Source organism: Cupriavidus phytorum (assembly GCF_003254285.1).
GTDB lineage: Bacteria > Pseudomonadota > Gammaproteobacteria > Burkholderiales > Burkholderiaceae > Cupriavidus > Cupriavidus phytorum.
The window spans coordinates 188830-205125 of the sequence record NZ_QKZN01000007.1 but is presented as its reverse complement, the minus strand read 5'-3'; the positions used below and the strand labels follow the sequence as shown (position 1 = coordinate 205125).

17 protein-coding genes and 1 pseudogene are annotated in these 16296 nt (G+C 66.4%); 10 read left to right on the top strand and 8 right to left on the bottom strand.

Translation table 11 applies throughout. The features are described 5' to 3' along the window. Window positions 1–13 precede the first annotated feature (13 nt). Window positions 14–1669 (top strand): acyl-CoA synthetase, encoded by a 1656-nt coding sequence (locus C7416_RS19155; RefSeq protein ID WP_063239479.1) that lies wholly within the window; start codon window positions 14–16, stop codon window positions 1667–1669. Window positions 1670–2395: 726 nt separating this feature from the next. Next, a pseudogene (locus C7416_RS29350) lies at window positions 2396–2510 on the top strand (DUF302 domain-containing protein); the annotation flags it as partial. 139 nt (window positions 2511–2649) lie between these two features. On the opposite strand, the gene C7416_RS19140 reads toward C7416_RS29350, so the two are convergent. Continuing rightward, window positions 2650–3786, bottom strand: coding sequence for a zinc-binding dehydrogenase (locus C7416_RS19140; protein ID WP_111520387.1), 1137 nt, complete (start codon window positions 3784–3786; stop codon window positions 2650–2652). 467 nt (window positions 3787–4253) lie between these two features. Here C7416_RS19140 and C7416_RS19135 point away from each other — a divergent pair, with 467 nt between their 5' ends. Both C7416_RS19135 and C7416_RS19130 read left to right on the top strand, forming a co-directional pair. Continuing rightward, window positions 4254–5207: a 5'/3'-nucleotidase SurE gene (locus C7416_RS19135; RefSeq protein ID WP_111520386.1), complete on the top strand. Its 954-nt coding sequence runs from the start codon at window positions 4254–4256 to the stop codon at window positions 5205–5207. Window positions 5208–5218: 11 nt separating this feature from the next. After that, the gene (locus C7416_RS19130; RefSeq protein ID WP_111520385.1) at window positions 5219–5872 is read left to right on the top strand and encodes a YajG family lipoprotein; all 654 of its coding nucleotides are present in this window, start codon (window positions 5219–5221) and stop codon (window positions 5870–5872) included. Between the two features lie 34 nt (window positions 5873–5906). On the opposite strand, the gene C7416_RS19125 is transcribed toward C7416_RS19130, so the two are convergent. Continuing rightward, complete coding sequence (locus tag C7416_RS19125) at window positions 5907–6383, bottom strand: hypothetical protein (protein WP_111520384.1); 477 nt, start codon at window positions 6381–6383, stop codon at window positions 5907–5909. Between the two features lie 376 nt (window positions 6384–6759). Between C7416_RS19125 and C7416_RS19120 the strand changes: the two genes are divergently transcribed. Beyond that, window positions 6760–7728, top strand: coding sequence for a Bug family tripartite tricarboxylate transporter substrate binding protein (locus C7416_RS19120; RefSeq protein ID WP_111520383.1), 969 nt, complete (start codon window positions 6760–6762; stop codon window positions 7726–7728). A 149-nt stretch (window positions 7729–7877) separates the two neighbouring features. Here the strand turns inward: C7416_RS19120 and C7416_RS19110 are convergent, their stop codons facing one another. Both C7416_RS19110 and C7416_RS19105 read right to left on the bottom strand, forming a co-directional pair. Continuing rightward, window positions 7878–8312 carry an ester cyclase gene (locus C7416_RS19110; protein WP_111520382.1) on the bottom strand — a complete coding sequence of 145 codons (435 nt, stop codon included), beginning with the start codon at window positions 8310–8312 and terminating at the stop codon, window positions 7878–7880. A gap of 67 nt (window positions 8313–8379) precedes the next feature. After that, window positions 8380–9342: a Bug family tripartite tricarboxylate transporter substrate binding protein gene (locus tag C7416_RS19105; protein WP_111520381.1), complete on the bottom strand. Its 963-nt coding sequence runs from the start codon at window positions 9340–9342 to the stop codon at window positions 8380–8382. A gap of 195 nt (window positions 9343–9537) precedes the next feature. Between C7416_RS19105 and C7416_RS19100 the strand changes: the two genes are divergently transcribed. The 5 genes from C7416_RS19100 to C7416_RS19080 all read left to right on the top strand — a co-directional run bounded on the left by C7416_RS19100 (window position 9538) and on the right by C7416_RS19080 (window position 12947). Further along, window positions 9538–10077, top strand: coding sequence for a VOC family protein (locus C7416_RS19100; RefSeq protein ID WP_111520380.1), 540 nt, complete (start codon window positions 9538–9540; stop codon window positions 10075–10077). Continuing rightward, entirely contained in the window at window positions 10074–10850 is a 777-nt protein-coding gene (locus C7416_RS19095) for an SDR family NAD(P)-dependent oxidoreductase (RefSeq protein ID WP_111520379.1), read from the top strand. The genes C7416_RS19100 and C7416_RS19095 overlap by 4 nt, the downstream gene beginning before the upstream one ends. Before the next feature lie 104 nt (window positions 10851–10954). After that, window positions 10955–12028: a LacI family DNA-binding transcriptional regulator gene (locus C7416_RS19090; RefSeq protein WP_111520378.1), complete on the top strand. Its 1074-nt coding sequence runs from the start codon at window positions 10955–10957 to the stop codon at window positions 12026–12028. A gap of 16 nt (window positions 12029–12044) precedes the next feature. Then, complete coding sequence (locus C7416_RS19085; RefSeq protein WP_111520377.1) at window positions 12045–12485, top strand: helix-turn-helix transcriptional regulator; 441 nt, start codon at window positions 12045–12047, stop codon at window positions 12483–12485. Between the two features lie 51 nt (window positions 12486–12536). Beyond that, window positions 12537–12947 carry a VOC family protein gene (locus C7416_RS19080; protein WP_111520376.1) on the top strand — a complete coding sequence of 137 codons (411 nt, stop codon included), beginning with the start codon at window positions 12537–12539 and terminating at the stop codon, window positions 12945–12947. Window positions 12948–13018: 71 nt separating this feature from the next. Here C7416_RS19080 and C7416_RS19075 read toward each other — a convergent pair whose 3' ends face one another. The 4 genes from C7416_RS19075 to C7416_RS19060 all read right to left on the bottom strand — a co-directional run bounded on the left by C7416_RS19075 (window position 13019) and on the right by C7416_RS19060 (window position 16154). Beyond that, the gene (locus C7416_RS19075) at window positions 13019–13897 is read right to left on the bottom strand and encodes an NAD(P)-dependent oxidoreductase (RefSeq protein WP_111520375.1); all 879 of its coding nucleotides are present in this window, start codon (window positions 13895–13897) and stop codon (window positions 13019–13021) included. 55 nt (window positions 13898–13952) lie between these two features. Then, window positions 13953–14576, bottom strand: a complete 624-nt coding sequence (locus C7416_RS19070) for a TetR/AcrR family transcriptional regulator (RefSeq protein ID WP_111520374.1) — start codon at window positions 14574–14576, stop codon at window positions 13953–13955. A gap of 116 nt (window positions 14577–14692) precedes the next feature. Beyond that, on the bottom strand, window positions 14693–15613 hold the full coding sequence (gene rocF, locus C7416_RS19065; protein ID WP_111520373.1) for an arginase: 921 nt from the start codon (window positions 15611–15613) through the stop codon (window positions 14693–14695). Window positions 15614–15698: 85 nt separating this feature from the next. Then, the gene (locus C7416_RS19060; RefSeq protein ID WP_111520372.1) at window positions 15699–16154 is read right to left on the bottom strand and encodes a universal stress protein; all 456 of its coding nucleotides are present in this window, start codon (window positions 16152–16154) and stop codon (window positions 15699–15701) included. Window positions 16155–16296 lie beyond the last annotated feature (142 nt).

Sequence of the window (16296 nt, the reverse complement as noted above, 5' to 3'; positions counted from 1 at the left end):
AGTGAGGCAATCCATGGAACACGTCGAACACAGCGCGGATGGGCTGGAGCGCAGCCCGGTCAACTTCGTGCCCCTGACGCCGATCTCCTTCCTGCGCAGGACGGCCGAGGTCTACCCTGAGCGTACAGCCATCGTCTACGGCGAGCGCCGCACGAGCTGGCGGGCAATGCTGGACCGCAGCCGCCGCCTCGCGTCGGCGCTGGTGGCCGCCGGCGTCAGGCCTGGCGATACGGTGGCCGTGATGGCCGCCAACACGCCGGAGATGCTGGAGATGCATTTCGGCGTGCCCATGAGTGGCGCCATGCTGAACACGTTGAACGTGCGCCTGGACGCGGCCGCCATCGCCTTCATGCTCAGGCACGCGGAGGCAAAGGTGCTGGTCACCGACACGGAGTACGCTGACGTAGTCGAAGCCGCACTGACGCTGCTCGACGACAAGCCGCTGGTGATCGACATCATCGATCCCGCCGTCGAAGGGGGCCGCCGGCTGGCGGATATCGAATACGAGGGCTTCCTGGCCGGGGGCGATCCGCACTGGGAGGGCGGCGAGCCCGCCGACGAATGGCAGGCCATCGCCCTCAACTATACCTCCGGCACCACAGGCAACCCGAAGGGCGTGGTCTACCATCATCGCGGCGCCTATCTGGCTGCGCTGTCGAACATGCTCGACTGGGACATGCCCCGGCACGCCGTCTTCCTGTGGACGCTGCCGCTGTTCCACTGCAATGGCTGGTGCTTCGCCTGGACGCTGGCGGCCAACGCCGGTACCAGCGTCTGCCTGCGGCGGGTGGAGGCCGCCGCCGTGCTCGATGCGATTCGCGAGCACCAGGTCACTCACTACTGCGGGGCGCCGATCGTGCATGCGATGCTTGCCCACGCACCCGAAGCGTGGAAGGCGGGCATCGGCCATCCGGTCCACGGCCTCATCGGCGGCGCCCCCCCGCCGATCCCGGTGATCGAAGGCCTGATGCGCATGGGGATCAGGATCACCCAGATCTACGGACTCACCGAGGTCTACGGCCCCGCGGCGGTTTGCGTGGAGCAGCCCGAATGGAAGGACCTCGGCATCGGTGCGCTGGCGGAACGAAAAGGACGGCAAGGCGTCCGCTACACCGCACAGGAAGGCATGGCCGTGCTGCATCCCGAAACCCTTGTGCCGGTGCCGCGGGACGGGAAGACTATCGGCGAAGTCATGTTCCGCGGCAACATGACGATGAAGGGCTACCTGAAGAACCCCGAGGCCACGGCGGAAGCTTTTGCCGGCGGCTGGTTCCACTCGGGTGACCTCGCAGTCGTCTGCCCGGATGGCTATGTACAGATCCGGGACCGTTCCAAGGACGTCATCATTTCCGGCGGAGAGAATATCAACTCGCTGGAGGTGGAGGAGGTGCTCTACCGGCACCCCGCGGTGCGCGTGGCAGCCGTCGTCGCCCAGCCGGACGAGCGTTGGGGGGAGACGCCATGCGCCTTTGTCGAAGTCGTCGATGGCGCCAGGGTCGGCGAGCGCGAACTGATCGAACATTGCCGCGCCCACTTGGCGCACTTCAAGGCGCCGAAGAAGGTGGTCATCGGCCACCTTCCCAGGACGTCGACCGGCAAGATCCAGAAGTTCCTCCTCAGGCAACGAGCAAGCTCCGGCGCTCACCGGCCCGGCCACGAACCGGCGTGAGTTCCCTCGTGAATGTTTTTCGGTGGCCCGCCGGGCCTGCTCTCCACATTCGGGATATCCGTGAGCGCCCGGTCGTGGCGGAGCAGAAGACTCGTGTCCGGCATCGCATCGGCAGCGAAGACCGGTTGATCGACCGCCTTGGCGACATCTTGCGCGAGATGCGTGACTGGCGCGGTGCTACCGCACGGCAGGCACGGCATCTGTCCAGGCGCCACGGTATCGGATACCAGGCCGCGCTGCTCCTCCTCTATCGCGCGGAGATGCATTCAGCGTGCCCGAGGCGCATGGTGATCTGTCTAGCTGCGGCGGTGGAACTTGGCATTGACTTGAGCGGCTTCCCACCTGGATGCGGAATCGAAGAGGCAGAGTTGTCTTCGGAACTTCGGGTCATGTATTGGGCGACCTTACGGAGGGGCGCGGGGCGGAAATGGAGCCAGTGGCCGGGTGATGGCGCCGGACAAGCATGAGTACAGGGTAATTTCGGATGGTGGTCGGCTGAGTCCGCGGTGGTAAGCGGCCGTAGGCATGGCAACCTGTAACAGCTGCCACGATCCTTTTTCTGCCGTTGGCGCGCTGATTGCCGAATGACTGAAATGGCGACCATCTGCCGAAGCAGCAGCAGGCGGATGACCGTTGGACAAGGATAGCCGTCATCGTGTTGAGGAAGACTCGAACGGCGCAGATGGGTCGATCAGAGACGGCCGCGGCATCACTGGCAGGAGCCAGATGCCGCCGACGCAGGTCCTGATCCATGGCAACGCCAAGCGGGGAACGCCGTTGATGCTCGCGGCACCCAGCGTTGCGCTGGACTTGCCCCTGCGCGTGCTGGTGCGCTACGACTGCCAGGGCAGCACCCGGGCGAGCTTCCACACCGCCGCGGAACTGGAAAGCGCTCACTCATTGCCGGCCGCTACGCGCCGCTGGCTGTAGCGCAGCGGCTGGTTCTTGACACGGTGGGCGCGCAAGGCGCCCCCGGTGATTTATCCGGCCAGGCCCTTGTTCGGGTTGATCAGGTACTTCTCCCCCGTCGCGCGCTTGTTGTAGACGGCGATCACCTCCAGGTCGAGCACCTCGGCCAGCGAGATCTCTTTCGAGTAGTGGCTGGCAAAGGTGGTCTTCAGCTCCGAAACCACGCGTTGCTTCAGCGCGTTGGCCCGCTCGCGCCCGATCTTCTGCAGGAACGGGAACAGCAGCCAGCCGCCCATGCCCCACGCCATGCCGAAGTTGCGGTTGAACTCGGTCGGGCTTGTGTCCAGGCCGCCGTAGAGGTAGACCTGCTTGTGGGTGGTCGAGCCATAGCGGCTGTACTCGCGGGCCGTCTTGTTCAAGGCCGCTTCCATGCAGGTGAGGATCTGGCCGGCGAGCTTGCCGCCGCCCGTGGCGTCGAACGCGATCGTTGCGCCAGTGGCGGCGAGTGCCTCGGTGAGCTCCTGCATGAACGTGGGCGACGCGGAGTTGCAGACGTGGACCGCACCTTGTGCCTTGAGCAGGTCCGCCTGCTCCTGCTTGCGCACGATGTTCACCAGCTTGATGCCATCCTTGAGACAGATCTGATTGAGCATCTGGCCCAGGTTGGAGGCCGCGGCGGTGTGCACCAGGGCGCTATGTCCTTCGAGCCGCATGGTCTCGACCATGCAGAGTGCGGTGAGCGGGTTGACGAATGACGACGCGCCGTCAGCAGGCGTGGCGCCTTCGGGCAAGGCCAGGCACTGGTCCGCGGAGATGCAGCGGTACTGCGAGTACATCGCGCCGCCGATGGCAGCGACGGTCTTTCCCATCAAGGCTTGCGCCGCAGGGGACGAGCCTGCATCGACGACCACGCCCGCGCCCTCATTGCCAACCGGCATGGACACATCCAAGCGGCCCGCCATGCTGCGCATCGCGCCTTCGGGAACGCGCGCGGTGACGATGGGGCGCTCGGCCGTGCCGCTGGCCTTGGCCGTGCTCATGTCGGCCGCACCGAACAGCAGGCCGAGATCGGACGGGTTGAGAGGAGAGGCTTCAATGCGGATGAGCACTTCATCCTGACCAGGCCGCGGCGTGTCGATGCTCTCTAGCGACAGCTCGAGTTCACCGCTGCTCTTGATTTGCGAACGAAGTTGAAGTGCGGTGCGCATTCGATGTCTCCTTGGTTTGTCGGTTTGCGGTGAGCGGGGCAGCTGCCTGGACTGATTTCGCCAGCAGTCAGCAATGTAGCAAGTTCCTGCGAATCCCGTACTGGCCCGAAATTCAGGTCATGCGTCGGTCGACAGGCCATCATGCATCGCAGCGTATCCATGCCAGAGGATCGACTTCGCTCCCACCAAGGTGAGTAACGGCCCGGGGGGCGTCCTTGATGGCCGGGGCCGGTGGCTGCACTACGTCGGCGCAGCGCCTTTGTTGTTCACGCAACTGTCATGAAGCACGGTTAAGGTAGCGTCCGTCCACCACGGACGACCCAGGGCACTGCGCCCGGCCCGCGCCACCTACATCGGCGCTGCCGGCGCGTGCGCCCCGCCAGCCTCACCGGGCTGCCCGCAGTAACTTGCCTGCCGCGCGGGCACGCTTGGCCCGCATTCCTGAACCATCCAGACCTGCCACAGACATGAAATCCCGCCTGATCGCCGCGGCCTTGCTGGCCGCCTCGGCGAGTCCTGCCTTCGCCCTGAACATCCTGCTGACCAACGACGACGGCCTGACCAGCAACCTGAAGGCGCTGTACGACGCGCTCAAGGGTGCCGGCCACAACGTCATCGTCAGCGTACCCTGCACCGGCCAGAGCGGCCGCGGCGCCGGCATCGTGATGTACAGCACCACGGTCATCGTGCCGGACAACGACAAGACCCAGGTCGAGGCCGAGGGCGGTTGCCACAACGGCGCTGCCAGGACCGGCGAGCCGGCGGTCGGCCCCTTCACCAAGGCGGGCTACACCAATGGCGACTACCACTACGCCCACGGCACGCCGGTGATGGCGACCATGTACGGCCTGGACGTGCTGGCGCCGGCACGCTGGGGCAAGGCCCCGGACCTGGTGCTGTCCGGTCCCAACGAAGGCCAGAACGTCGGCCGCATCGTCAACAGCTCGGGCACCGTCAGCAATGCGCAGTTCGGCGCGGCGCGCGGCATTCCGTCGATCGCGCTGAGCGCGGGCACGGACTCGGTCGACAATGCCGGCCTGGCGAGCCCGGTGTCCGGCGTGGTGGCGCAGCTGACCATCAAACTGCTCGGCACGCTGCAGGCCAAGGCCAACGGCGGCCCGCTGCTGCCGGCGGGACTGGCGCTGAACGTCAACTTCCCGAACGCGCCGACGGCGGCCACGCCGTTTGCGTTCTCGCGGCATGGGACCTTCGACGCCTATGCGCTGAAATTCAGCGGCACGGCGCCGTACGGGCTCGGCATCGGCGCCGGCAGCGGCACGCCGACCGCCGCGCAGGCGGAGGACGAGTCCGTGGTCTACAAGACCAGGACCGCCGTCACCGCCATGCAGATCGGCTTCGACCAGCGTCCCGCCGGCCAGCAATGGCTGCGACTGCGCCTGGGTGAACTGTTCGGCCAGTGAGGCAGGTCCCGATGAAACGCCTCATTTCCCTGTTTCCCCTGGCAGCCGTGCTGGGGCTGGCCGCTTGCGGCGGCAACGACGCGCCCGACAACGGCGCACCGCCCGCCACCGCGACCCTGTCGGTCACCGATCTGGAGCCCGGTGCCTACGTCGTCAGCGTGGGCGATGCCGACAACCCGACCGTCGGCAAGTACTACGCCGGCACGGACGGCAGCCGCTACCTGGTCCTGGCCGATGCCGAAGACAAGGCCACCGCCATCTACCGCCGCGACCAGGGCGGCAGCTGGGGCGCCGCGCCGGGAGCGGACACGTCCGCCAGCGTCAAGCTGCTGAGCCAGGCCGCGGTGCCCGCCGGGAGCGTCGACCTTGCCAGCGTGGCCGGCACTTACACCACGGTGCTGCCTGGCGGCGCCAGTGCCAGCTTCACCGTCACCGCAGAAGGCAAGATCGCACCCGGCGCTTCGGCGTGCCAGCTATCGGGAACGCTGGCCGCGCAGGCCATGCCCAATACGCTGGGCCTGAAGCTGTCGACGTCGGCCTGCGGCACGCTGCCCGCCAGCGCCAGCGGTGTGCTCGCCATCGATACCGACTACCAGCCGGCCTCGTTCCGACTGATCGCGGACGACGGTGGCCGCGTGGTGGACCTGTGGGCGTATCGCGACTAAGCGATGCCGCGACTGGGCGATGCAGCCTGGCGTGCTAACGCATCGCCAGGCTGCCGGCCAGCATCTGCTGTTCTGCCGAGAGCTCGCGAATGGCCTGGTTCAGCGTCGCCGTCGTGGTGGTGATGGCGGCGCCCAGGCTGGCGATTTCCTGCTGCAGCACCGCGATGCGGATGCGCTTCTGGTCCGGCGTGCCGGTGGTGGCGTTCTTCGCTGCCTCCAGCTCCTGCAGCTTGCGCGCCAGCTGCGCGCGCAGCTCGCGCAGTCGCTTGATCGCATCCTTGGCCTGATCGGGCAGGCCGCTGTCGTCGACATCGCTGTGGTCGCGCACTGACGCGGCCTGGTTGCCAGCCAGCGCCCGGCCGGGGGCCGAGATATGGATCTCGGTACTGGCCGCCGGCCGGGTGCGGATCCCCGGCGCGTCACTGGCGCTTGCGCTGGTGGAGGCGGGCGCTGCCGCAGGCGTATCCATCGACACGGCAGCCGCTGTCCTGGCTGCGATCGGTTCGATCATTGTCACGGTGGTACTTCTCCTGGTTCGCCGGCGATTGGAACTCGTCCTGGGAAGCTGCCGGCTCCATGCGGATATCGGCTGCTTCGAGCGCCGACTTGAGCTTGCCGCACGGCCATCGAGCCTCGGAAACCGCTGAGTTGATGCCGGATGCCGGTGTCTAGGCGCGCTGAAACTTCGATACACAGTCCGGGTTTTTCACGAGAGGCACGATAGTGCGCCAACAGCGCGCCCACCCCGTGCGCACGGCTTCCGTCGGGCCAAAGCCTTCTTTCTCCAAACGTGAATTCACGTCGCCCTGGCGGGCGATTTATCGTCAATCGACGCCGCGCCACGACCACATCGAAGAAGCATGGCGAGGCCGTAACAGGAGACGACGATGAAGCAGGCTTTCAATGGGCTGTGGCTGGCGCTTGGTGTAGCCGCCGCGGCCCCGGGCGCGGCGCTGGCGGCATATCCCGACAAGCCGATCCGGCTGATCGTGCCGGCGGCCGCGGGTGGAACGACCGATATCGCCTCGCGCCTGGTGGGCAAGCGCATGGGCGAGGTGCTGGGCCAGTCGGTGGTGGTGGAAAACCGCGCCGGCGGAGGCGGCATCATCGGCGCGCAGGCGCTCAGGCAGTCGGCCGCCGACGGCTACACCCTGATGATGGGCAATGTCGGGCCCAATGCCATCAACTACAGCCTGTACCGGCAACTGCCTTACCGCGCCGAGGACTTTGCGCCGATCACCCTGGTGGTGTCGGTGCCCAATGTGCTGGTGGTCAATGCCAACGTGCCGGCCCGCACCGTCGCCGAACTGGTTGCGCTGGCCAGGGCGCAGCCAGGCAAGTACTCCTTTGCATCTTCGGGCACTGGCCAGTCGGTCCACCTGTCCGGCGAGCTGTTTCGCAAGCGCACCGGCACCGACCTGATCCATGTTCCGTACAAGGGGGCGGCACCGGCCGTGGCCGACCTGGTGGCGGGGCAGGTCACCATGATGGTGGACAACCTGCCCAGCTCGCTGCCGCATATCCGCTCGGGCAAGCTGCGCGCGCTGGCCGTGACCAGCGCCAGCCGCGTGCCCGAACTGCCCGAGGTGCCGACCATGAAGGAAGCCGGCGTCGAAGACTTCCAGGTGACGGCATGGTTCGGCCTGGTGGCACCGGCCGGCACACCGCCGGAGGTAATCGACCGGCTGCAGAAAACCGTCGCCGGCATCCTGGACGAGCCCGAAGTCAAGTCCAGGCTGGCGGAACTGGGCGGCATCCCGGGCGGCGATACGCCGGCGCATTTCGGCAGCTTTATCAAGAGCGAGCGCGAACGCTGGGCGCGCGTGGTTAGGGACACCGGCATTCCGCAGCAATGAGGCTCGAACATGCCTGGCGGAAGGCGTTTCGTTCGAAACCGTGGCGGCGCTGAGCGGCGCGCCGTTGAGATTGAGCGCGGAATGCCGGGTGTTGCGCCAGGGGTAGGCGTCATTGGCACTGCCAGTCCGGCGTTCGCCGCCAAAGGCGCTCAGAGCAGCCCAAGTGCCCTCAGCTTGGCGTCGGGTGCCGAGTACGGTCGCTCGCAGATGATCTTGTCCGAGCCCGGCGCGAACTCGAACGTGGCAGCCATGCGCACACGGAAGGTTCGGCCGGTTGGGGCAAAGGTCTTGCCGTTGGCCTGCAGCGGCCCCAGATGCGTGCCCTGGAGCCAGAATTCCACCAGGACCGTGTCGTCGGCCGCCGCAATGGCGATGATTTCATTCCTGAGATCGGGGAAGGGGATGCGCGACGCGTCGAAATATCCGCGCACCGCGGTCTCGCCGTCGAACACGGCACCGCTGCCGTGCATTTCATAGCGGGGATGGGCGAACGTGTCGATCACGGCGTCCCAGTCATGCACGCATTCCAGCGCCATGTGATCGCGTACGGTCTGGATGCGTGCAGTGTTCAGGGCATTGGACATGAAGACAGGGCTCCTGCGGAGATGATGGAATTTGAATAATGACGAGGCCTGCGCCGCGCTGGCGCGGCTAGTCCAGCTTGATTCGTGCCTGCGCGGCAATAGCCTTCCACATCGGAATATCGCGGGCGTTGGCGGCTTGCTGCTCGGGGCCCGGCACGTACTTGGCCGTGATGCCGAGTGACAGCAGCTTCCTGGCGACTTCCGGTTCCTTGAGCGTGGTTTCCAGGATTCGGGAGAGCTTGTCGACGACAGGCTTCGGCGTCCTGGCGGGCACATACATGACCCAGGTCAGTTCGCGGTCGAAGTCGACGCCCTGCTCCTGGTAGCTAGGGACATTCGGCAGGCTTGGCGAGCGGCGTGTGCAGACGGCGAGCGCCTTGACCTTGCCCTCCTGCACGAAAGGCGTGGCGGTCACCATGTCGACGAAGCCCACTGAGATGTGGTTGCCGATGATGTCGGTGACGATCTGCGCAGTGCCCTTGTATGGCACATGCTGCAGCGGAATCCCGGTTTTCTGGCTCAGCACCTCGCCGCAGAAGTGGCCAGTCGAACCCGCCCCCCAGCTTGCGTACTGGATCGGCGCGGCGTCCTTGCGCGACTGCGCGATCAGGTCCCTGACGTTGTTGGCGGGGTACTGGTTGGCGGCAATCATGACGATCGACGAATTGCCGATCGCGCCAAGGCTCTGGAAATCGCGTACCGGGTCGTAGGGCAGCTTGTTGTAGGTAGCCGGTGCAAGCTGGTGGGTCGACATGCCGCCGATCATGATCGTGTAGCCATCAGGCGCCGCAGTAGCTACCGCGTGCGTCCCGATCGTTCCGGCCGCGCCCGGCTTGTTTTCCACGACCACAGGTTGCCGGAGATGCGCGGCAAAGCGCTCCGCGAGCAGGCGCCCGAGGATGTCGCCGCCGCCGCCCGCGGAGAAGGGCAGCAGCATACGGACCGGCCGATCCGGATAGCCAGGCTCGTCGGCGGCCAGCGCGCCAGTGGTGGCTACGGCGAGAAGGGCGCCTGCCAGGACTTTGTTCATGGTGGTCTCCAAGGGGTATCACCCATTCTGGTCGCGGGTGTCTTTCGTTTGTTCCTGCATGTGGAAACGTTTCCAACCAAGTTTCGTAATCGTGCAGCGCGCTCGCAATCATGGTTAACGCTAGGCAGCGACCATCTGTCAACCTGACTAGACTATCAATATGGAAACGTTTCCAGTAAATCGGGGGAAGATCCGATGAGCCTGCTGTTCGGTGGTCTTTGCCAGGTCGGCTACGTCGTTCGCGATATCGAACAGGCCATGCGGCACTGGAGCGAGGTGCTCGGGGTAGGGCCGTGGTTCTACAAGGAAGCAGTCGGCACCACGGAGTTCCGCTACTACGGCGCAGCTTCGGCGCTGCCAGACCTTTCGATTGCGCTGGCCAATTCGGGCGGCGTCCAGATCGAGCTGATCCAGCAACGCAACGATGCCCCGTCGCTGTATCTGGATTCCCTGAAGAACGCCGGAGAGGGCATGCAGCACGTGGCCTACTGGACGGACGACCGCTTCGACGTGTTCGCCGAGCGGCTGCGGGCGCGTGGATACGTGGAAGGGCACGGCGGGCGCATGGGCATGCGCGGACGCTTTGCCTACTATGTGCATACGGATCTGCCGGGCAACATCGTCGAGATCTCGGAGATGAGCGGCGGCAAGGGCGAATATTTCGCGATGATCGCCGCAGCGGCGCGGCACTGGGACGGCGCCGACCCGATCCGCCGGATCGGAGCGCAGCCATGACGGTCATCGAAAGCAAGGAGCCGGCGCGACGCGTCGCGGTGGTGACCGGCGCGGCACGGGGCATCGGCCTCGCCATTGGCGCGCGGCTTGCCGCCGACGGCTTCTCGATCGCGCTGTGGGATCGTGATGCCCGGCAGCTTGCACAGGCCGCGCAGGCCTTGCGGGATCACGGCGCAACAGTGCTCGATGTCGCCGTCGACATTACCGGGCGCGCGCAGGTCGTCCGGGCCCTGGCGCAATCCACGGAAGCGCTGGGAACGCCCACGGCGTTGGTCAACAATGCCGCCATTCTCGGACGCCATGGCCCCACGGCCGAGGCATCGATGGGCGAATGGAAGCGCGTGTTCGATGTGAACGTCTTCGGCGCCTTGCAATGTGCGCAGGCACTAGTGCCCGCGATGGTGAAGCAGGGATATGGCCGGGTGGTCAATGTGGCATCGATCGCCGGCAAGGAGGGCAACCCGTTCGCGGGCGCCTATGCGGCATCAAAGGCGGCGCTGATATCGATGACCAAGAGCCTGGGCAAGGAACTGGCCGAGGCGGGCGTTCTGGTCAACTGCATCACCCCGAGCGCCGCCGATACCGACATCTTCGGGGCATATGACGAGAGCCAGCGCGCGCAACTGCGGGCGCGCCTGCTCGAACGCGTGCCGATGAAGCGCTTCGTGCGCGTCGAGGAGGTGGCCGAGATGGCGGCGTGGCTGTGTTCCGCGCGCTGCAGTTTCAGCACGGGCGCCGTCTTCGACATCAGCGGCGGGCGCGCCGTGTACTGAGGCCACGGCCGGGGCGCTCCCCGGCTTTTGGGAGATAATCGCAAGCCGGGACGCCTGCGGCGGCGCCCTTGGCATGCGTCCGCTATTGTCCGCCAGGAACACCGATGAGCAGCCGAACCCGCACTACCAGCCCCGCCTCACCTGCACGCGTCACGATTAGAGACGTGGCGCGGGCGGCCGGCGTGTCGCTGGGGACGGCATCGCGGGCGCTGAATCGCAGTGGCCCCGTCAGCGACGCGGCCCTGCAGGCGGTGGAGCGCGCGGCGAAGGCGCTGGCGTATGCCCCCGACCCGATCGCGCAGAGCCTGCGCACCGGTACGTCCGGCGTGGTCGGGCTGCTCGTTTCCGATCTGGCCAATCCGCTCTACGCCCGCATCATCACCGCGGTCGAAATCCGTCTGCAGCGCGAAGGCTACGCCATGGTGGTCGGCAACACGCACAACAGCAAGGCGCAGGAAGAGCTGATGGTGGACCTGTTCCGCCGGCGTCGCGTCGATGGCCTGATTCTGGGCCCCTGCGAAGCCGAGCGCTCCGAGTACCTCGACCAGGTCTCGCGCGATCTTGCCGTCGTGGCGATGGACCGCGATTTTGGCGAGCACGGTTCCGGCGTCCACGTCGATCACTTCCGCGGCGCATACGAAGCCTGCCGCTACCTGCTCGACCTGGGCCACACGCGCATCGCGCTGATGACCTCCGATGCCGCGTTGCGCCCCGGCCGCGAACGCATCCACGGCTATCGCGCGGCGCTGCAGGAGCGCGGCGTGGCGGTGGACCAGGCGCTCGTGCGCTCCAGCCGCTCGGCCATGGATTTTTCCTTCAGCGACGCGCTGGCCCTGCTGTCGGCAAAAGACCGGCCGACGGCATTCATTTGCCTGGGCACGCGGATACTGTCCGGCGTACTGCAGGCGACGCGGCAAAGCGGCCATCGCGTGCCGCTCGATGTCAGCCTGATCTGCGTCGGCGACGGCGACCTGCCGCAGCTGTATTCGCCGGCCATCACCGCAGTCAGCTGGGACCTCGAGGCGGTGGGCACGGCCGCCGCTGAAATCCTGCTGAGAGCCATTGGCGATCACGAAGCCGGGGCCGATACCAAGGCGGCGGCGGGGCAGGAAGTGCGGCTGGCCACGCAGATGGTGTTGCGCGAATCCTGCGCGCCGCCTCCGGCCGCCGGGGCCTGAGCCGGGCCATACGCCGATGCCCGCCGCCACCCCCGACACCGTCCTGCGTGACCTGGCCCGGCTGCGCCGGGTCCGCGACCGCATTGACCGCGACTACGCCCAGCCGCTGGACGTCGAGGCGCTTGCGCGGGGCGTGCATATGTCCGCGGGTCATCTCAGCCGTCAGTTCCGGCTGGCCTATGGCGAGTCGGTCTACGCCTACCTGATGACCCGGCGCATCGAGCGCGCCATGGCGCTGCTGCGGCGTGGCGACCTGAGTGTCACCGAGGTCTGCTTCGAGGTCGGCTGCTCGTCCCTGGGGTCCTTCAGTTCAAGGTTCACCGAACTGGTCGGCGTCTCGCCCAGCATTTACCGGCGCGATTGCGCGCGCGAGGCCGAGGGCATCCCGTCCTGCATCGCCAGGCAGGTGACGCGACCGGTCAGGAATCGAGAAGCGTCGGAACCGTCGTCCGACTAGACTGGCGTCCATGCATCACCCTCACCCCCTCACCGCTCACGGAGACTGATCATGGACCTCACCATTCATTCTACCTTTCTGCCGCATTCCGATCCGGAGGTCTCGCTGGCGTTCTACCGGGACGCCCTGGATTTCGAGATCCGCAAGGATGTCGCCTTTGGCAGCCACCGCTGGATCACCGTCGGGCCGAAGGACAAGCCCGACACCTCCATCGTCCTGTACCCGCCAAATGCGACCCCGGGCGTTACCGACGAGGAGAAGCGCACCATCGCCGAGATGATGGCCAAGGGTACCTTCGCCATGCTGCTGCTTGGCGCGAAGGACCTGGATGCCGTTTTCCAGCGCCTGCAGGACCGCGACGCCGAGATCGTGCAGGAGCCGACAGAACAGCCTTACGGCGTGCGCGATTTTGCGGTGCGCGATCCGGCCGGCAACATGATCCGGATCCAGCAACTCAAATGAGGAAGGCGCCGGCCATGCGCCGGCCCCTGGTTCGTGCCAGCCTCTGCGAAGCGGTCACTGTGTGGTGGCGTTCAGGCCTGCCCGGCACGGCGTGCGGACGTGCGAGACAGTGCCGCCCAGTCCAGCTGGCCTTCGCCATGGGCCAGGCTTTCGATATGTGTATCGCGCAGCGTACTGGCCAGCGGCAGGGGAACGTTGACCTGTTCCGCCGCTTCCAACGCCAGGCGCACGTCCTTGAGGCCCAGCGCCAGCTTGAACCCCGCTGGCTCGAAGCGCTCTTCGGCGATGGCCTGCCCATAGCCCTTGTAGACAGGAGCAGCGAAGGCGGTAGACATGACCAGGTCCAGAAAGCCGGCCTTGTCCACCCCATGGCCGTGCGCCAGTGCCACCGCTTCGCCCATCGTGCCGATGGCGCTGGCGATCATGAAGTTCACGGCAAGCTTGGCGGCATTGGCCTGTTCTGGCCGTTCGCCCAGGCGCCAGGTCTTCTGGCCGATTACATCCAGCAGCGGCTGCACGGTTGCAATGGCGTCGGAATTGCCGGCTGCCAGGATGTTGAGCTGGCCCGCTTCAGCAACGTTTACCCGACCCAGCACCGGTGCGGCGACATAGCCCACGCCTTGCGCCTGGTGTAACGCAGCCAGTTCGGCTGCCAGGGCCACCGATATCGTGGCCATATTGACATGGATGGCTCCCCGCTTCAGCGCGGACAGTGTCCCTGCGTCCAGTATCGTGGCACGGGTGGCCGCATCGTCGGCCAGCATCGAGATCAGCACGTCCGCATCGGTGACCGCCTCGACGGGCGTGGCCGCGCCTTGCGCGCCGAGCGCTGCCAGTTTCGCCACCGGCGCGGGCGAGCGATTCCAGCCGCGCACTGCATGGCCGGCCTTGAGCAAGTTTGCAGCCATTGGCAGGCCCATGGTGCCCAGGCCAAGAAATGCGATCTTCACGGTGTTCTCCTTGGTTAAAATGGAATCGATTGTTTCCTAAATGGGAAAAAAATTTTCAGGCTAATACCTGCAGCGCGGCCGTCGCCACGGCTTGCATCTGTTCGCGGCTGCGTCCGGTCTTGCCGACGACCCGCATGCCCTGCGTCAGGCACAACAGCATCCGCGCAGTCGCTTCGACGTCCACATGGGCCGGGATCGAGCCGTCTTGCTGGCCCTGGCGGATCAGGTCGGCCAGCAACGCCTCGTTGCGCGCCATCGCGGCGGCGATGTGGCTGGCCACTGGTCTGTCGAATGCAGACAGTTCCACCGCGCTGCAGACGACCAGGCAACCTTGCCGGCCAGTGGCACCCTGGGCGGAGTCGGCGTAGAAGTCCAGCGTGGCGCGCAGGCGTTCCAGCCCGGTGCCGGCGCTGTCGATGGCCCGGTGCAGCTTCTCCGACCGCTGCGCGCGGTAGCGATCGAACGCCGCCAGGAACAGCGATTGCTTGTCCTTGAACGCCTTGTAGAGACTGCCCTGCGCGAGACGCATGGCGCGGGTCAGGTCGGAGATCGAAGCGCCGTGGTAGCCGCGTTCGCTGAACACGCGCACGGCCCGATCCAGCGCCTGGTCGACGCTGAACTCGCGCGGGCGGCCCCGGCTGCGTGGGCGCGTGGGATCCTGAGGGTGGGTTGCTGTCATGCCGCAGACTGGCAAATTAGGAAACGATGGCTCCCAATATAGCACCTCATCGGCGCTTCGTCATGACGGCTTCCTTGCACGGCATTGAAGTATCGACAGGCACGCCGTGCAACTTCTTAAGCGGGCGGCGGACGCCATAGCGTCGATTTCCCGAACAGGCTTTCCACCAGGTCCACGGACAGTTGCGCGGTCTGGTTGCGCACGTCGCAGGCCGGGTTCAGTTCCATCACGTCGAGCGATGCCAGCCGGCCGGTATCGGCGATCATTTCCATGCACAGCTGGGTTTCGCGATAGGTCGGCCCGCCCGGCACGGTGGTGCCCACGCCGGGCGCAATCACGCAGTCGAGGAAATCCACGTCGAAGCTGACGTGCAGGTGCGTCTGCGCGTCGATGCCGGCCAGCGCCTGCTGCATGGTGTGGCGCATGCCGTTCTCGTCGATGTAGCGCATGTCGTACACCGCCAGATGTAATTCGTGCAGGCGGCGCTTTTCCTCCGCATCGACGCTGCGGATGCCGATCTGCCGGATCGCGCTGCGCTGTACCGCCGGCGCCGCGCCGGCCAGCGTGGTCAGCGGTGCCGGACCGTCTCCGCACAGGCAGGCCACGGGCATGCCATGCATGTTGCCGGTAGGGGTGGTGGTGCCGATATTGGCGTCGGCGTGCGCGTCGAGCCACAGCACCATCAGGGTCTTGCCGGTGTCACGGCAATGGCGCGCCGCGGCGCTGATCGAGCCGATCGCCAGGCAATGGTCGCCACCCATCAGCAGCGGCAGCCGACCGGCTTGCAGGGTGCCGAGGCAGGCGTCATAGACGGCACGGTTCCACGCCAGCACTTCGTCGAGGTGGCGCAGGCCGTCCCGGGGCGGCTCCCACGGATTGGCGGGGCCGTCGAGGTTGCCGGCGTCCTCGACCTGCAGTTTGTTGCGAGACAGCGCCTGCGCCAGGCCGGCGACGCGCAGCGCCTCCGGGCCCATCGAGCAGCCGCGCGTGCCGGCCCCGACGTCGGTGGGGGCGCCAATCAGCGTGACAGGTTTCATGGCATGAATGTGGTGAGTACGGATGCCAGCCAATCGTTGCAGGTTTCGTACCCGCTTGGACCGCCACATGCCTGCGGTCCAGGGCCTAGCCTTCGATTTCGCTGCGCACCAGCAGCACGGGCTTGCTCGTCTTGGCCAGCACGCCTTCCGATACGCTGCCCATCAGCAGGCGCCGTACCCCGCGGCGCCCGTGCGTGCCCAGCACGATCAGGTCGGCATTCCAGGCATCGGCCTCGGCAACGATGGTCGACGAGATCTGGCCCGGCGCCACCGGCTTTTCATCCAGTTGCATCAGGTGCGGCACGCCCGCCTCGCTGAGCCTGACGGAGGCCGCATCGAGTGCCTTGCGGCCATGCGCGATGAGGCTGTCGACCAGTTCTTTCGGGTTGAAGTAGCTGGCTTCGAAAAAGATATCGGTGTCGTCCGCCACGAACAGGGCCTTGACCTCGGCGCCGGTTGCCCTGGCGATGATGATGGCCTGGCTCAGGGCCAGGTCCGAAGAGCGGCTGCCATCGACGGCGAGCAGGATGCGCTGGTACATGATGAGTCTCCTGACGAAGGGATGTGCGGAATCAAGGTGGCGGGCGCCTTATTCAGCCTAGATGCCGGCGTCGATGCGCGCTTGACGCGCATCAATCCAAAGCGGCAGGGTGGCGCCTAGTCGATTGCGACCAGGAGCGCAA

What these genes read in the sequence shown, in the direction of transcription:
- C7416_RS19155 (WP_063239479.1), top strand. Translation starts at nt 14, where the DNA reads ATGGAACACGTCGAACACAGCGCGGATGGGCTGGAGCGCAGCCCGGTC.
- C7416_RS19140 (WP_111520387.1), bottom strand. Translation starts at nt 3,786, where the DNA reads ATGCGCACCGCACTTCAACTTCGTTCGCAAATCAAGAGCAGCGGTGAA.
- C7416_RS19135 (WP_111520386.1), top strand. Translation starts at nt 4,254, where the DNA reads ATGAAATCCCGCCTGATCGCCGCGGCCTTGCTGGCCGCCTCGGCGAGT.
- C7416_RS19130 (WP_111520385.1), top strand. Translation starts at nt 5,219, where the DNA reads ATGAAACGCCTCATTTCCCTGTTTCCCCTGGCAGCCGTGCTGGGGCTG.
- C7416_RS19125 (WP_111520384.1), bottom strand. Translation starts at nt 6,383, where the DNA reads ATGATCGAACCGATCGCAGCCAGGACAGCGGCTGCCGTGTCGATGGAT.
- C7416_RS19120 (WP_111520383.1), top strand. Translation starts at nt 6,760, where the DNA reads ATGAAGCAGGCTTTCAATGGGCTGTGGCTGGCGCTTGGTGTAGCCGCC.
- C7416_RS19110 (WP_111520382.1), bottom strand. Translation starts at nt 8,312, where the DNA reads ATGTCCAATGCCCTGAACACTGCACGCATCCAGACCGTACGCGATCAC.
- C7416_RS19105 (WP_111520381.1), bottom strand. Translation starts at nt 9,342, where the DNA reads ATGAACAAAGTCCTGGCAGGCGCCCTTCTCGCCGTAGCCACCACTGGC.
- C7416_RS19100 (WP_111520380.1), top strand. Translation starts at nt 9,538, where the DNA reads ATGAGCCTGCTGTTCGGTGGTCTTTGCCAGGTCGGCTACGTCGTTCGC.
- C7416_RS19095 (WP_111520379.1), top strand. Translation starts at nt 10,074, where the DNA reads ATGACGGTCATCGAAAGCAAGGAGCCGGCGCGACGCGTCGCGGTGGTG.
- C7416_RS19090 (WP_111520378.1), top strand. Translation starts at nt 10,955, where the DNA reads ATGAGCAGCCGAACCCGCACTACCAGCCCCGCCTCACCTGCACGCGTC.
- C7416_RS19085 (WP_111520377.1), top strand. Translation starts at nt 12,045, where the DNA reads ATGCCCGCCGCCACCCCCGACACCGTCCTGCGTGACCTGGCCCGGCTG.
- C7416_RS19080 (WP_111520376.1), top strand. Translation starts at nt 12,537, where the DNA reads ATGGACCTCACCATTCATTCTACCTTTCTGCCGCATTCCGATCCGGAG.
- C7416_RS19070 (WP_111520374.1), bottom strand. Translation starts at nt 14,576, where the DNA reads ATGACAGCAACCCACCCTCAGGATCCCACGCGCCCACGCAGCCGGGGC.
- rocF (WP_111520373.1), bottom strand. Translation starts at nt 15,613, where the DNA reads ATGAAACCTGTCACGCTGATTGGCGCCCCCACCGACGTCGGGGCCGGC.
- C7416_RS19060 (WP_111520372.1), bottom strand. Translation starts at nt 16,154, where the DNA reads ATGTACCAGCGCATCCTGCTCGCCGTCGATGGCAGCCGCTCTTCGGAC.